The organism is Pedococcus bigeumensis, from assembly GCF_039531795.1.
Classification (GTDB): domain Bacteria; phylum Actinomycetota; class Actinomycetes; order Actinomycetales; family Dermatophilaceae; genus Pedococcus; species Pedococcus bigeumensis.
This window is the reverse complement of sequence record NZ_BAAAQS010000001.1, coordinates 221,135-234,193: the sequence shown is the minus strand read 5'-3', so window position 1 is coordinate 234,193 and position 13,059 is coordinate 221,135. Positions and strand designations below refer to the sequence as shown.

The window sequence follows — 13,059 nt, the reverse complement described above, 5'->3', positions numbered from 1 at the left end:
GGAACAGGTGCTGACGTGCGCTCAGATCTTGGCGACCTGGTTGAACGACAGCTCGACCGGGGTCTCCCGGCCGAAGATGGAGACGAGCACCTTGAGCTTCTGGGTGTCGGGGTTGATCTCGGAGATCGTGGCGGGAAGGGTCTCGAAGGGCCCTTCCATGACGGTGACGGACTCGCCCACCTCGAAGTCGACGACGGCGACCTCCTTGGGCTTGCCCGAGGCGCCGCCCGCGGCACCGGCCGTGGCCGGGCTCTCGAGGTCGGCGGGGGCCAGCATCGTGAAGACCTCGTCGAGGCTCAGCGGCACCGGCTGGTGGGCGTTGCCGACGAAGCCGGTGACGCCCGGCGTGTGGCGCACGGCGCCCCACGACTCGTCGGTGAGGTCCATGCGGACGAGCACGTATCCGGGCATCCGGACGCGGCGCACCAGCTTCTTCTGGCCGTTCTTGATCTCGGTGACCTCTTCCATGGGCACCTCGGCCTCGAAGATGTAGTCCTCCATGTTGAGCGAGGTCGTACGGTTCTCGAGGTTGGCCTTCACGCGGTTCTCGTAGCCTGCGTAGGAGTGGACGACGTACCAGTCGCCGTACTTGGCGGCCAGCGCGTCCTTGAACTCCTGGACCGGGTCGCCGGGCGTGGCCTCGATGTCGGAGTCCGCGTCGGAGTCCGCGTCGGTGTCCGCGTGGGCGTCCTCGTCGTCGGAGTCGAGCACGGCTGTCTCGTCGTCGGAGAAGGTCAGCGTCGACACCTGCGGATGGTGGACCTGCTCGTCGTCGACGTCGTGGCTGTCGTCCCGCTCGACCTCGTCGACGACGGCCTCGTCGGCGTCGCTGTCGGCCTCGTCGGTGACGGCGGCCTCGTCGGTGACGGCGTCGTCCTCGTCGGTGTCAGCGTCGACGGCCGCCTCGGTCTCGGAGTCCGTCTCGTCGTCGGCCTGGATGTCGCTGGTCTCGAGCTCGGCGGCAGCACCGTCGACCGTGACCTCTTCGGTCCCGGGCTCGGCGTTGTCGGTGGTCCTCTGGTCGGACACGCTGATGACCTACTTCCTTCTGGTATTCGCCGGGTGACCCCGGGATGACTGCGGCAGGGCGGCGGTCAGCCGCCGAAGACCCACAGGACGAGCTTGGTGAAACCGAAGTCCACGGACGAGACGAGCGCCATCACGAAGGTCACGAACACGATCACGACGATCGTGTAGTTGACCAGCTCGGAGCGGGTGGGCCGCACGACCTTGCGCAGCTCGTCGAGGATCTGGCTGACGAAGAGGGACATCGAGCGGAAGAACCGCGAGATGGGGTTGCCGCCCTTGTCACTCTTGCGGCCGGTGCGACCAGAGCCGCGGGTGTCCGCGCTCACGTCCGTCACGATGCCTCTGCTTTCACTCATCTGTGCCGCGACCGGGTCCGGTCACAGGTCCTGCTACGCAGGGCAGGAGGGACTCGAACCCCCAACCGCCGGTTTTGGAGACCGGAGCTCTACCAATTGAGCCACTGCCCTACGGAACTCACCGCGGGGGCGGAGGGTTCCGGGAGGCTGAGCCGACCTGCGCCCGGGCACGCCGAAAGCATGGTCAAGTCAACCGAGGAAGAAGCATACGTGAGGCGGTGGGCCGAACGCGAACTCGTCGCCGAGCGCGCCTACACGAGCCCGAGCTCGGAGGCCCGGCGCACCACCTCGCGCCGCGTCCCGAGGCCGAGCTTGGTGAGCACGGCGGACACGTGGTGGTCGGCGGTGCGCGGAGAGATGTAGAGCTTCTGGGCCAGCTCGGCGTTGGTCAGCCCGAGGGCCACCAGCCGGGCGACGTCGAGCTGGCGGGAGGTGAGTCCGGACGGGTTGGCGACGGTGGTCGCGCGGCGACGAGCCGGCACCCTGGACAGGCCGCGCTCGCGCAGGACTCCCCGGGCGCGGTCCGCGGCCGCCCAGGCCCCCATCGCCTCGAGGTCGCCGAGGGCGGCGACGGCCACCTGCTCGTCCGGCGAGCCGACCCGCGCGAGGGCGGCCTCGTAGGGCGCCCCCAGGGCGCGCCAGTGCTGAGCCGCCTCGTCGAACCGACCGGCCAGCTCGAGCGCACAGGGCTCGGCCACCTCGGGCGCCGACGCGTCGTGGCGGGCCTCGCCGTTGCGGGGCAGCACTTCGGGCGCCGCGTCCCCGAGCCGGCTCAACCAGACCGCGAGGCGGCCGGTGGACCATTGCACGCCGGGCAGCCCGCCCACCTCGTGCAGCAACGCGCGGGCGCCCGCCAGCCGGGGGTCGGGCAGGTCGAGCAACCAGGCGCGCTCCGCGCACGCCGCCATCACCGCCAGCCGGGCCAGCGGCTCCCCCATCTGCTCGGCCAGCTGCCACGCGTGCTGGAGGTGGTCGTCCGCACCCCTGTCCGCCTCGCCACGCCGCAGGGCCACCAGCCCCGCGACCAGGTGCGGCCAGAGGCTGGCGATCGGCGCCCCGCCGTCGAGGACGGTCCTGGCGTCCTCGAGACCGGCCTCCCACCTGCCCCGCTCGAACTGGAGCCGCGAGCGCACCCCGGTCTGCCACTGCTCGCAGATCGGGATGTCGCGGTCGACGGTGAAGGGCAGCGACTGCTCCAGCAGGCTCTCGGCGTCGCGGAACCGGCGCTGCTCCACGTCGATGGCGGCCAGCTGGGACCAGCCGGTCGAAGCCGTCTCGTCGAAGAGCCGGGCCGCTGCGTCGTGCACCAGGGTGAGCAGCCGGTCCCGCGCGGCCAGGTCGTCGCCCATCAGGACGTCACCGGCGGTACCGAGGATCTCCGAGCGGACGAGCAGCTCGTCGTCGGACCGCTCCCGGGCCAGCGACCGGGTCACCGTCCGGCCCTGCGCGGTGGCCTCGGCGTCATTGCGGCGGAATGCCAGCAGCATCTCCAGGGACCGTGCCGCGCCGTAGGCCGGGGCGTCCCGGTGGTCCAGGGCCAGCGCGATGTGCCGCTCGGCCGCGGACCTGCGGGCGGAGTAGTACTCGATGAGCGCCCGCCTGCTGTGCGCCGCGGCGAGGCCGTCGTCGTCGCGGGCCTCGGCCCACAGCCGGGTGGCCTCGGAGATCGACTCGACGGCCTCGGGCAGTCGGCTCACCATGTACTGCTGGAAGCTCAGCCGCTCGAGCAGCGCGGCCCGGTGGGCCTGGTCGCTCCCGGGGACGGCCAGCGCCAGCTCCAGGAAGGCGACCGCCTCGCGGTGCGACCCGGCCAGGGTGGCCTCCGCCGCCGCCCGGTCGGCATACTCCCGGGTGCGCTCGTGGTCGCCGGCGGCGTGGGCGTGGTGGGCGAGCACGGCGGGATCGGCGCCCACGCTCTCCAGGGCCTCGAGGATGCGGGCGTGCAGTCGGGGCGCCACCCCGGCCGGGATGGAGTCCTCGACGGCCCTGCGGGCCAGCTCGTGGCGGTAGCCGACCCCACGACGCGAGCGCGTCAGCAGGCCGGTGGCCTCGAGCCTGCGCAGCTGCGGCACGTCGATGGCCAGGGCGGGAAGCAGCCGGTCGTCGAGGCCGTCGGGCGCCGAGGCGATCACCTGCAGGACCTCGAGGTCGGCCGCACCGACCGCGCTCGTGCTGGCGAGGACCGCGTCGCGGACCGAGGCGGGCAAGGCCTCCGCGGGGTGCCGGGCGATCTCGGTGACGAAGAACGGGTTCCCGCCGGTCAGGGCGAGCACCGACGCCGCGTCGATGCCGGTGCCCTCCAGGACAGTGCGGATGGCGCCGATGGACAGGCCCTTGAGTGCGATGGTGCTCCCCGCGTCGAGCCGGGCGACGTCACCGAGCAGGGGACGCAGGACGTGGTCGGGTCCGATCTCGCCGTCACGGTAGGTGACCAGGACGACCAGGGGCACGGTCTCGACGCGACGGGCGACGAACCGCAGCACCTCCACGGACGCCTCGTCGACCCACTGGGCGTCCTCGACGACGAGGGTGGTCGGCTCGCCGCCGACCGCCTCCAGCAGGCGCTCGGCCAGGGGCACCGGCGCACCGGGGTCGGCCCCGACCCGGACCCCGAGGTCGGCCAACAGGTCGCGTACCGGCCCGAGGGGTCTCGGCGTCTCCAGCGGGTCGCACAGCCCACGGGCCACCCGGGTCCACTCCTGACCGGTCGTGGCCGCCCGCACCAGGGTGGACTTGCCCGCGCCCGCCTCGCCGGACACGGCGACCAGGCACCCCTGGGTGCGGCTGCGCTCCAAGGCGGCGCGGAGGTGTTCCAGCTGCGGCTCCCGCTCCACGAGCTCCACCCCGACAGGGTACGAGCCGCCCGCAGCCTCCCGGAAGAGTCGGGCGCCGGCGAGGTCACGCACGACGGGCCCTCCCGGTGCGGATGACGCCGACCGGGGACGGACGGGCTGGCAGCCCGCTCCGCCCCCGGTGACGGCGCCACGACGGTCGGGGCGACCGTCGTGGCGGAGGTGGGTCACCGCGACTCGGCCCGGCGGCGACGACGGACGTCGAGGACGATCCGGCGTGCGCTGCGCGGCCCGACCGGCCGCTCCGCTCCGCGACGGCCACCCGCGACCGTCTCGGTGAGGAAGACGTGCATCTGGGCGTCGATCATGCTGTCGCCGCCGCCCGTTCACTCTCGACCTCGGCCGCGGTGTGCGGACCGAACTCGGCGACCACCTCGGCCACGACCTCGCACGGGAACCCGCCGCGGCGGGCGTGCTCGCGGATGGTCTCGGCGTCGGCGGCCTCGTGGAGGCAGTAGATCTTGTCGCCCGCGACGTAGCTGGTCACCCAGGTGTAGGGCACTCCCAGCGAGTCGACGGCCGCGTTGGACGTGCGCGCGATCTCGGCGAGCTGCTCGCTCGTGAGCTCACTCGCACCCGGGATCTCCCGCTCGATCAGAAAACGCTTCATGGGGGTTGTTCCTTCTTCTCGTGGTCGCGACGGCCGACTGCCGCCGCCCTCCAAGAGTCCGGCCGCGGGTGGGTGCCGGACATCGGTGCCCACTGCCCATCTGCGCACCCGCACACCTGCCCAGCTGCCCACCCGTCCACCTGCCGATCCACGCTCCCCGACCGGCCTGTCCACCCGGCCACGGACCGCCCCGTGACCGGGCTGCGGACGGTGACTTCGCGGCATACCGGGGCTCTGGGAGCATGGAGCCCGTGACCGAGCCGACCGCCACCACCACCCCCCTCGCCGAGCGCTCCGCGCAGGAGCTCGACGCCTTCGCCCAGGAGCAGCAGGAGGCGTATGCCGCGCTGAAGGCGCGCGGCCTGTCGCTCGACCTCACGCGCGGCAAGCCCGCCGCGGCCCAGCTCGACCTCTCGGACGACCTGCTCCGGCTGCCCAAGGGCTTCAAGGACGCCACCGGAGTCGACACCCGCAACTACGGCGGGCTCGAGGGCATCAAGGAGCTGCGCGAGATGTTCGCCGAGCTCCTGTCGGTCGAGCCCGGCCAGGTCGTCGCGGGCGGCAACTCCAGCCTCGTGATGATGCGCGAGGTGCTCGTGGACCTCTGGCTGCACGGCGGGGTCGACAGCGAGCGCCCGTGGGGCCGGGAGGAGAAGGTCACGTTCATCTGCCCGGTGCCCGGGTACGACCGACACTTCACCCTGCTCGAGTGGTTCGGCATCGACATGGTGACCGTGCCCATGCACGACGACGGCCCCGACATGGACGCGGTCGAGCGGCTGGCCGCGAGCGACCCGAGCATCAAGGGGATGTGGCTGGTGCCGACCTACGCCAACCCCACCGGCTCGGTCGTGACGCAGGAGGTCGCCGCACGGCTGGCCTCGATGCCCACGGCGGCGCCCGACTTCAAGATCTTCTGGGACAACGCCTACGCGTTCCACCACCTCACCGAGCACGAGGCGAAGAGCGCCGACATCCTCACCCTGGCGGCCGCGTCGGGACACCCGCACCGGCCGATCATGTTCGCGTCGACGTCGAAGATCACCCTCGCGGGCGCGGGCGTCGCGTTCCTGGCCGGGTCGGTCGAGACGGTCAAGTGGTACACGCGCCACCTCGGCAAGGGCGCCATCGGGCCCGACAAGGTCAACCAGCTGCGCCACGCGCAGTTCTTCGGCTCCCCCCAGGGCGTGCGCGACCACATGGTCAAGCACCGCGCGATCATCGCCCCGAAGTTCGCCGAGGTCGAGCGCGTCCTCAGCGAGCGCCTCGGCGGCCTCGGGGTCGCCACGTGGACGAAGCCGACGGGCGGCTACTTCGTGAGCCTCGACGTCCTCGACGGCACCGCCTCGCGGGTCGTCGAGCTGGCCAAGGAGGCCGGCATCGCCCTCACGCCCGCGGGCGCCTCCTTCCCGCACGGCGACGACCCGCGCGACCGCAACATCCGCCTGGCCCCCACCTTCCCGCCACTCGAGCAGGTCAGCGAGGCGATGGAGGCCGTGGCGACGTGCGTCCTGCTCGCGGCCGCCGAGAAGCTCAGCGCCGCCTGACGCCTGCCCCTTCTCCCCCGACCGGCAAGGTATGCCGCGTGCTCCCCTTGCGGGGGCACCGCGCGTCACGCAGGGTGGAGCCATGAGCGACCAACCCGGCACGGAGAGCTTCGAGGACGACCTCGGCAGCATCAGCATCGACGACGCGACCGACTCGGGCAGCGGGCAGGACGACCTGCTCGACGCCAGCGAAGGTGACAACGAGCCCTGGTCGCCCCCCGACCTCCAGCCGCGCAACACCGAGTGGGGCACCACCGCCTGGGAGCAGAGCCAGGAGGAGACCATCGAGCAACGGATCCGGCAGGAGGAGCCCGACCCCGACTCCGCGTACGGCGCGCCCGACGACGAGGGCGGGCTGGACTCCGGCGACGCGGACGACGGCCCCGGGCAGCGGGCGTCCGACGACGACGAGCCCGACCCCTCGACCGAGGTCGTCGACGACGGCGAGGTCGGCGGTGCCGAGGCCGGGGTCGGCAGCCCCGAGTCGGCGGCGATGCACGTCGTGGAAGACTGAGGCGGGAGTCGGCGCCGACCCTGAGACGTAGCGGCGCAGACCCGGCGCCGACCCTGGGACCGACCGGCGCCGACCCTGAGACGTAGCGGCGCAGACCCGGCGCCGACCCTGGGACCGACCGGCGCCGATCTGCGCGAACACCCGCCCACCTCCGGACGCCGTTCGTAGACTGGCCGCACCGCGCACGGACCCGCGCGGGCACCAGGGGGCGCTCGTGTACCTCGCCGACCGGCACCGCCCGGCTCCACCGGGGGCGCCAGCCACCCGCGGTGCGCAGGGCCGGCCCGTGCGGGTCGCGCGGACGGTCGTCCTGCTGGGCCTGGTCAGCCTCGCCACCGACATCTCGTCCGAGTCCGCAGCGGCCGTGCTGCCGCTCTACCTCACGGCCGGTCTGGGTCTGTCACCGCTGGCCTACGGGCTGGTCGACGGGCTGTACTCGGCGGCCTCGGTGGTCGTGCGCTACCTCGGCGGGTGGCTCGCCGACCGGCTGGACCGACCGAAGCAGGTGGCGCTGGCCGGCTACACCCTCTCCGCCCTGGCCCGCACCGTCCTGCTGTGGACCCCGGGGGCCGCGGTGGTCGCCGGGGTGCTGGGCGTGGACCGCCTCGGCAAGGGCCTGCGCACCGCCCCCCGCGACGTCCTCATCGCCACCTCCAGCGACCCGGGGTCGCTGGGCCGCTCGTTCGGGGTGCACCGGGCGCTGGACACCACCGGTGCGATGCTCGGACCGCTGCTGGCCTTCCTCGCCCTGTGGGCGGTCCCGGAGGACTACCGGCTGGTCTTCGTGATCTCGCTGGCCGCGGCGGTGGTCGGGGTGGCGCTGCTCGCCCTGCTGGTGCCCGACCTGCGACCGGCCCGCGAGGCCAGGGCCGCGGAGCCGAGCCGGCCGCTCACCGTCGGGGCCAGCGCGGCGAGCCCCGACGCCCGGCGTCCCACCGTGCGGATGCTGGCCGAGCCGGGGTTCGCCCGGCTCGTGGGCGCCGCCGGCCTGCTCGGCCTGTTGACCCTCAGCGACGCGTTCATCTACCTGGTGCTCCAGGACCGCAACGACCTGGCGGCCCTGTGGTTCCCGCTGCTGTTCGTCGGGACCAACCTCGCCTACCTCGCGCTCGCCGTCCCCTTCGGCCGCATCGCCGACCGGCTCGGCCGGGCCCGCGTGATGGTCCTGGGCCACCTCTTCCTCGTGGGCGCCTACGTCTGCGCCTCGGGACCGGTCGGGTCGCTCGTCGTCGGGGTGGGTTGCCTGCTCCTGCTGGGCGCCTTCTACGCCTCCACCGACGGGGTGCTGGCTGCCGCGGCGGCCTCGGTGGTGCGGCCGGAGGTGCGCGGCAGCGCGATCGCCACGGCGCAGTCGGCCGTCGCCCTCACCCGGCTCGCCGCGGCGGTCGTCTTCGGCTGGACCTGGACCTTGTTGGGTCCGGGACACGCGGCCCTGCTGATGGCGGCGGTGCTCGCCGTGGTCATCCCGGTGGCGTGGCTCATCCTGCGCCCGGCGGCCGTGCACGGAGCCCGGCGATGAGCCCGGCGATGAGCCAGCGTGCGCGCGTCGTGGCGTTCGCGGTGGTCGTCGTGCTGTCGGTCGCAGCGGTCGTCGGCTATGCGCTGCTGAGCCGACCGGCGCCCACCGCCCGCACACCGACGAGCGCCCCCACCATCGGCAGGGCCGAGCTCGCGCAGGTCGAGGCCGTCCCGCACCTCGTCTACCGGTCGACCGCCCTGGGCCCCGACTTCGGCAAGGTGGCGATGTCCACGCTGGCCGACCCCGGCGGCCCCCGCGCCGTCACCGACGACGCCTGCGAACGCGTCGACCAGCGCGGGGGGACGACGCTGTGCCTGCGCTCGCGACCCGGCGTGGTGCTGGGCAGCTCCGTCACCGCCTGGGACCGCTCCGGCCACGTGACCTACCGGCGCAACCTGCCCGGCGTACCGAGTCGCGCACGCCTCTCCCCCGACGGCACGCTGGCCGCCACCACGGCCTTCGTGACCGGCGACTCCTACCTGAGCGCCGGCTTCGCGACCCGCACCTACGTGCACGACCTCGCGGCAGGCACCGCGGTCCACCTCGAGGACCTCACCCTCTCCCACGAGGGCCGTGTGATCAGGCCGGTCGACCGCAACTACTGGGGCGTGACCTTCGTGGACGACGACACCTTCTACGTCACCGTGGCCTTCGACGGCCGGCCGTGGCTCGCGAGGGGAAGCCTCTCGCGGCGATCGGTCACCACGGTGCGCAGCGGCGCCGAGTGCCCCGCGGTGTCGCCGGACGGGCGCCGGGTCGCCTACAAGAAGCTGCAGCCGTCGTCGCGCGGGTGGCGGATCGCGGTGCTCGACCTGGCCGCCGGCACCGAGCGGCTGCTGGCCGAGACCCGCAGCGTCGACGACCAGGTGCAGTGGCTCGATGACGCGACCGTCCTCTACGGCCTCCCGCTGACCGGCGCGCGTGGCGGCGAGACCGACCTCTGGGTAGTGGCCGCCGACGGGACCGGCGCACCGCGGCTCCTCGTGCCACAGGCGTGGTCGGCCTCGGTCGTGCGCTGACCGGGGGGCCCCGCACCCGCCCGACCCGGGTGGATGCCAGACTGCCTCGCATGCCGCGCCCGGTGACCGACCTGCCCAAGGCGCACCTGCACCTCCACTTCACCGGCTCGATGCGCGTCGAGACCGTGCGCGAGCTGGCGCAGAAGCACCGCCTCCACCTCCCCGAGGCCCTCACCACGGAGTGGCCGCCGCGGCTGAGCGCGCGCGACGAGCGCGGGTGGTTCCGGTTCCAGCGGTTGTACGACGCGGCCCGGGCCTGTGTGCGCGACGAGTCGGACCTGCGCCGCATCGTCCGGGAGGCAGCCCTGGACGACGCGAGCGAGGGGTCCCGCTGGCTCGAGATCCAGGTCGACCCGACCTCCTACGCCCCCTTCGTCGGTGGCATCACGCCGGCCCTCGAGATCGTGCTCGACGAGGCCGCCGCCGCGTCCCGCGAGGGGTCGACCCAGGTCGCCGTCGTCGTGGCGGCCAGCCGCATCCGCCACCCGCTCGACGCCCGCACCCTCGCCCGGCTGGCCGCCCAGCATGCCGGCGAGAGCGCCGGGACGGTGGTGGGTTTCGGGCTCAGCAACGACGAGCGCCGCGGCCAGACCGCCGACTTCGCCCCGGCCTTCGCCATCGCGCGGCGGGCCGGCCTGGCGCTCGTCCCGCACGCCGGGGAGCTGCTCGGCCCCACCGCCGTGGAGGAGACGCTCGAGGCGATCCGCCCCGACCGCATCGGCCACGGGGTTCGCAGCGTCGAGGACCCCCGGGTGCTCGACCTCGTCGCGGAGTTCGACGTGGCCCTCGAGGTGTGTCCCCGGAGCAACGTCGCCCTCGGGGTCTACGGCAGCAACGGCGAGGTGCCGCTGCGCGCGATCGTCGACCACGGCATACCGGTGGCGCTCGGGGCCGACGACCCACTGCTGTTCGGGTCGCGGCTGGCCGACCAGTACCAGCTGGCCCGCGACGCGCTCGGCTTCACGGACGAGGAGCTGGCCACCCTCGCCCGGGGCTCGGTCAAGGCGTCCCGGGCGCCGCACGAGCTGCAGAAGTCGGCGCTGGCCGACATCGACGCCTGGCTGGCGACCTGACCTACCGGACCTCGGGCCCGACCCCGGGGTTCACAGCTCGTGCCCCACGAACACCGGCTCGTTGACGAGGGTCACGCCGAAGGCGTCGCGGACTCCGGCCTGCAGGTGCCGCGCGAGCTCCGCGACCTCGGCCGCCGTCGCGTCACCGCGGTTGGTGATGGCCAGGGTGTGCTTGGTCGACAGGGCCGCACCACTGCCCGCGAGGGCGAAGCCCTTCTCGAAACCCGCCTTGTCGATCAGCCACGCGGCACTCGTCTTGACGTTCCCGTCGGGGTCGGAGAACCGCGGCGGGGTCGACCCGTCGGGTCCCGGGCGAGTGGCCGCTCGCGACTCCAGGGCCGCGAACCGCGGGGCCGACAGGATCGGGTTGGTGAAGAACGAGCCGCACGACCAGGTGTCGTGGTCGGCCTCGTCGAGCACCATGCCGCGGTTGCGGCGCTGCCGCAGGACGGCCTCGCGGGCGTCGGCCAACGGCACCCGCTCGCCCACCTCGACCCCGAGCTGTCGGGCCAGATCGGCGTAGCCCACCGGTCGGCTGAGGTCGCTGGGGACGAGCTGGAAGAGCACGTCGAGCACGACGTGGCGCGAGGACGCCTTGAAGACCGAGTGCCGGTAGGTGAAGGCGCAGTCCAGCGAGCTGATCGTGCGCACCTGCTGCTGGGCGCGGTCCCAGACCCGGACCGAGGCGATCGTCTGGGCCACCTCCTGGCCGTAGGCCCCGACGTTCTGCACCGGCGTGGCCCCCGTCGAGCCGGGGATGCCGGAGAGCGCCTCGATGCCGGACCAGCCCTCGGCGACGGCGCGGGCCACGAACTCGTCCCAGACGACACCGGCGGCGACCCGGACCAGGACCCCGTCGCTCCCGTCGACCGACTCGACGGCGACCCCGTCGGTGGCCACCCGCACCACGCTGCCGGGGAAGCCCGCGTCGGCGATGACCAGGTTGGAGCCGCCCCCGAGGACCAGCAGCGGCTCGTCGGCGTCGTCGACCTCACGCACGGCGTCGACGACGTCGTCGATGGTCTCGGCCGTGACCAGCCGGGCGGCGGGTCCGCCGACGCGCATCGTCGTCAGGGACGCCAGTGGGACGTCGTGCTCGTCATGCATGCGCGGCCCGGTCAGTCGAGCTGGACGACGGCGATGCAGCGCCCGAGCACCTTTGCGCCCTCGCTGGTGGCGGTCAGCTCGACGGTGGCGCGCCGGGTGTCCTCGTCGACGGCCTTGACCACCCCGGAGACCTCGACCTCGCCGCCCCCCTGCGGGACGACCACGGGCTTGGTGAAGCGGGTGCCGAACTCGACGACCCGGCCGCCGTCACCGGCCCACTCCTCGACGACGGAGCCGACGGCGCCCATCGTCCACATGCCGTGCGCGATGACGTCGGGCAGCCCCACGGACTTCGCGAAGTCCTCGTCCTGGTGGATCGGGTTGTGGTCGCCGGAGGCGTTCGCGTAGGCCACCAGGGCCTCGCGGGTCACGGCGAGCGTGACCGGTCCGATGGTGTCGCCGGCCGTGGTCTGGGCCAGGGTGCGTGCGGTCACGGTCAGTCCCCTCCCCGGATGACGATGGTCGAGGTGGAGGTGCACAGCGCCGCGCCGTCCTCGGTGGTGAGCTCGGTGCGGGTGGTGACCATCGCGTGACCGCCCGCCTCGCGCACCGTGTCGACGGTGAGGGTGCCCAGCACCGAGTCGCCGGCCGTGATGGGACGGTGGTGGACGAAGCGCTGCTCGCCGTGGACCACCCGGCTGTAGTCGATGCCGGCCTCGGGGTCCTGGACGAACACCGCGTCGCACTGCTGGGCGATCGTCACGGCGAAGGTCGGCGGCGCGATCACGTCGCGGTAGCCGGCTGCCTGCGCGGCCTCGCTCGAGGTGTGCACGGGGTCCTGCGAACCCACCGCGGCGGCGAACGCCGCAAGCATCGCCGCGTCGACGGCATACGGGCCACTGGGCGGGTAGCTGCGCCCTGCGAAGTCTGCGTTGACGGCCATGCTCCCCACCCTATTGCGCACCGGTCCGACCATGACAAAGCCGCCCTGGACCGGGGTCCGGGGCGGCTGTCGACAACGCGTCAGGTCAGCGGGTCTCGCGGTGCACCGTGTGCTTGCCGTCGCGAGGGCAGAACTTCTTCATCTCCAGGCGGTCGGGGTTGTTCCGACGGTTCTTCTTGGTGATGTAGTTGCGCTCCTTGCAATCCACGCACGCCAAGGTGATCTTGGGGCGGACGTCTGCGCTCTTGCTAGCCACGGGGCAACCTGCTCTCGGAACTGACTGGGTGTGAAAACGAGTGGGCCGCGCGCTGTGAGGCGCGACGACGCATCAGAATACGCGAATCCAGGGTCAATCCTGAAATCGCGGCTGTAGCGGGAGCGGGGCTCGATCCCGCGACCTCACGATTATGAGTCGTGCGCTCTAACCAGCTGAGCTACCCCGCCATGGGGCGTGCGCCTTGCGGCGCCCTTCCCAGAGCCCCCTGTCGGAATCGAACCGACGACCTTTTCCTTACCATGGAAACGCTCTACCGACTGAGCTAAGGGGGCG

The 13,059-nt window shown here is 73.1% G+C and carries 14 protein-coding genes and 3 tRNA genes; 5 read left to right on the top strand and 12 right to left on the bottom strand.

Annotated features, from left to right (window positions below):
- Positions 1-21: 21 nt before the first annotated feature.
- From nusG to ABD262_RS01120, 6 genes are all read right to left on the bottom strand, one after another.
- Positions 22-1,029 carry a transcription termination/antitermination protein NusG gene (gene nusG / locus ABD262_RS01145; RefSeq protein ID WP_425564787.1) on the bottom strand — a complete coding sequence of 336 codons (1,008 nt, stop codon included), beginning with the start codon at positions 1,027-1,029 and terminating at the stop codon, positions 22-24.
- A 65-nt stretch (positions 1,030-1,094) separates the two neighbouring features.
- Positions 1,095-1,364, bottom strand: a complete 270-nt coding sequence (gene secE, locus ABD262_RS01140) for a preprotein translocase subunit SecE (protein WP_344129888.1) — start codon at positions 1,362-1,364, stop codon at positions 1,095-1,097.
- A 59-nt stretch (positions 1,365-1,423) separates the two neighbouring features.
- Positions 1,424-1,496: transfer RNA gene (locus ABD262_RS01135), tRNA-Trp, on the bottom strand.
- Between the two features lie 140 nt (positions 1,497-1,636).
- Positions 1,637-4,228: an ATP-binding protein gene (locus tag ABD262_RS01130; protein WP_344129884.1), complete on the bottom strand. Its 2,592-nt coding sequence runs from the start codon at positions 4,226-4,228 to the stop codon at positions 1,637-1,639.
- Between the two features lie 176 nt (positions 4,229-4,404).
- Positions 4,405-4,545, bottom strand: coding sequence for a hypothetical protein (locus tag ABD262_RS01125; protein ID WP_344129881.1), 141 nt, complete (start codon positions 4,543-4,545; stop codon positions 4,405-4,407).
- Positions 4,542-4,847 carry a DUF4242 domain-containing protein gene (locus ABD262_RS01120; RefSeq protein WP_344129878.1) on the bottom strand — a complete coding sequence of 102 codons (306 nt, stop codon included), beginning with the start codon at positions 4,845-4,847 and terminating at the stop codon, positions 4,542-4,544. The genes ABD262_RS01125 and ABD262_RS01120 overlap by 4 nt, the downstream gene beginning before the upstream one ends.
- 242 nt (positions 4,848-5,089) lie before the next feature.
- On the opposite strand from ABD262_RS01120, the gene ABD262_RS01115 reads away from it, so the two are divergent.
- The 5 genes from ABD262_RS01115 to ABD262_RS01095 all read left to right on the top strand — a co-directional run bounded on the left by ABD262_RS01115 (position 5,090) and on the right by ABD262_RS01095 (position 10,519).
- Positions 5,090-6,394 carry an aspartate aminotransferase type Ic gene (locus tag ABD262_RS01115; protein WP_425564786.1) on the top strand — a complete coding sequence of 435 codons (1,305 nt, stop codon included), beginning with the start codon at positions 5,090-5,092 and terminating at the stop codon, positions 6,392-6,394.
- An 82-nt stretch (positions 6,395-6,476) separates the two neighbouring features.
- The gene (locus tag ABD262_RS01110; RefSeq protein ID WP_344129872.1) at positions 6,477-6,908 is read left to right on the top strand and encodes an adenosine deaminase; all 432 of its coding nucleotides are present in this window, start codon (positions 6,477-6,479) and stop codon (positions 6,906-6,908) included.
- Positions 6,909-7,122: 214 nt separating this feature from the next.
- A complete protein-coding gene (locus ABD262_RS01105; RefSeq protein WP_344129870.1) occupies positions 7,123-8,427 on the top strand; it encodes an MFS transporter in 1,305 nt (434 codons plus the stop codon).
- A gap of 8 nt (positions 8,428-8,435) precedes the next feature.
- Positions 8,436-9,446, top strand: coding sequence for a TolB family protein (locus ABD262_RS01100; RefSeq protein WP_344129867.1), 1,011 nt, complete (start codon positions 8,436-8,438; stop codon positions 9,444-9,446).
- Positions 9,447-9,496: 50 nt separating this feature from the next.
- Positions 9,497-10,519 carry an adenosine deaminase gene (locus tag ABD262_RS01095; RefSeq protein WP_344129864.1) on the top strand — a complete coding sequence of 341 codons (1,023 nt, stop codon included), beginning with the start codon at positions 9,497-9,499 and terminating at the stop codon, positions 10,517-10,519.
- Between the two features lie 30 nt (positions 10,520-10,549).
- Here the strand turns inward: ABD262_RS01095 and ABD262_RS01090 are convergent, their stop codons facing one another.
- The 6 genes from ABD262_RS01090 to ABD262_RS01065 form a co-directional block, all read right to left on the bottom strand.
- Positions 10,550-11,626, bottom strand: a complete 1,077-nt coding sequence (locus ABD262_RS01090; RefSeq protein WP_344129861.1) for a UDP-N-acetylmuramate dehydrogenase — start codon at positions 11,624-11,626, stop codon at positions 10,550-10,552.
- A gap of 11 nt (positions 11,627-11,637) precedes the next feature.
- Positions 11,638-12,066, bottom strand: coding sequence for a MaoC family dehydratase (locus tag ABD262_RS01085; RefSeq protein WP_344134479.1), 429 nt, complete (start codon positions 12,064-12,066; stop codon positions 11,638-11,640).
- Positions 12,063-12,509 carry an FAS1-like dehydratase domain-containing protein gene (locus ABD262_RS01080; protein WP_344129858.1) on the bottom strand — a complete coding sequence of 149 codons (447 nt, stop codon included), beginning with the start codon at positions 12,507-12,509 and terminating at the stop codon, positions 12,063-12,065. Before ABD262_RS01080 ends, ABD262_RS01085 begins: the two co-directional genes overlap by 4 nt.
- Before the next feature lie 85 nt (positions 12,510-12,594).
- Complete coding sequence (gene rpmG / locus ABD262_RS01075; protein ID WP_056882210.1) at positions 12,595-12,765, bottom strand: 50S ribosomal protein L33; 171 nt, start codon at positions 12,763-12,765, stop codon at positions 12,595-12,597.
- Positions 12,766-12,879: 114 nt separating this feature from the next.
- Positions 12,880-12,953 (bottom strand) — tRNA-Met (locus tag ABD262_RS01070).
- 32 nt (positions 12,954-12,985) lie between these two features.
- Positions 12,986-13,058: transfer RNA gene (locus ABD262_RS01065), tRNA-Thr, on the bottom strand.
- Position 13,059 lies beyond the last annotated feature (1 nt).

Bases quoted from the DNA above. Each gene is read 5' to 3' on its own strand.
- ABD262_RS01125 (WP_344129881.1), bottom strand. From the start codon at position 4,545: ATGATCGACGCCCAGATGCACGTCTTCCTCACCGAGACGGTCGCGGGT.
- ABD262_RS01120 (WP_344129878.1), bottom strand. From the start codon at position 4,847: ATGAAGCGTTTTCTGATCGAGCGGGAGATCCCGGGTGCGAGTGAGCTC.
- ABD262_RS01115 (WP_425564786.1), top strand. From the start codon at position 5,090: ATGGAGCCCGTGACCGAGCCGACCGCCACCACCACCCCCCTCGCCGAG.
- ABD262_RS01110 (WP_344129872.1), top strand. From the start codon at position 6,477: ATGAGCGACCAACCCGGCACGGAGAGCTTCGAGGACGACCTCGGCAGC.
- ABD262_RS01100 (WP_344129867.1), top strand. From the start codon at position 8,436: ATGAGCCAGCGTGCGCGCGTCGTGGCGTTCGCGGTGGTCGTCGTGCTG.
- ABD262_RS01095 (WP_344129864.1), top strand. From the start codon at position 9,497: ATGCCGCGCCCGGTGACCGACCTGCCCAAGGCGCACCTGCACCTCCAC.
- ABD262_RS01090 (WP_344129861.1), bottom strand. From the start codon at position 11,626: ATGCATGACGAGCACGACGTCCCACTGGCGTCCCTGACGACGATGCGC.
- ABD262_RS01080 (WP_344129858.1), bottom strand. From the start codon at position 12,509: ATGGCCGTCAACGCAGACTTCGCAGGGCGCAGCTACCCGCCCAGTGGC.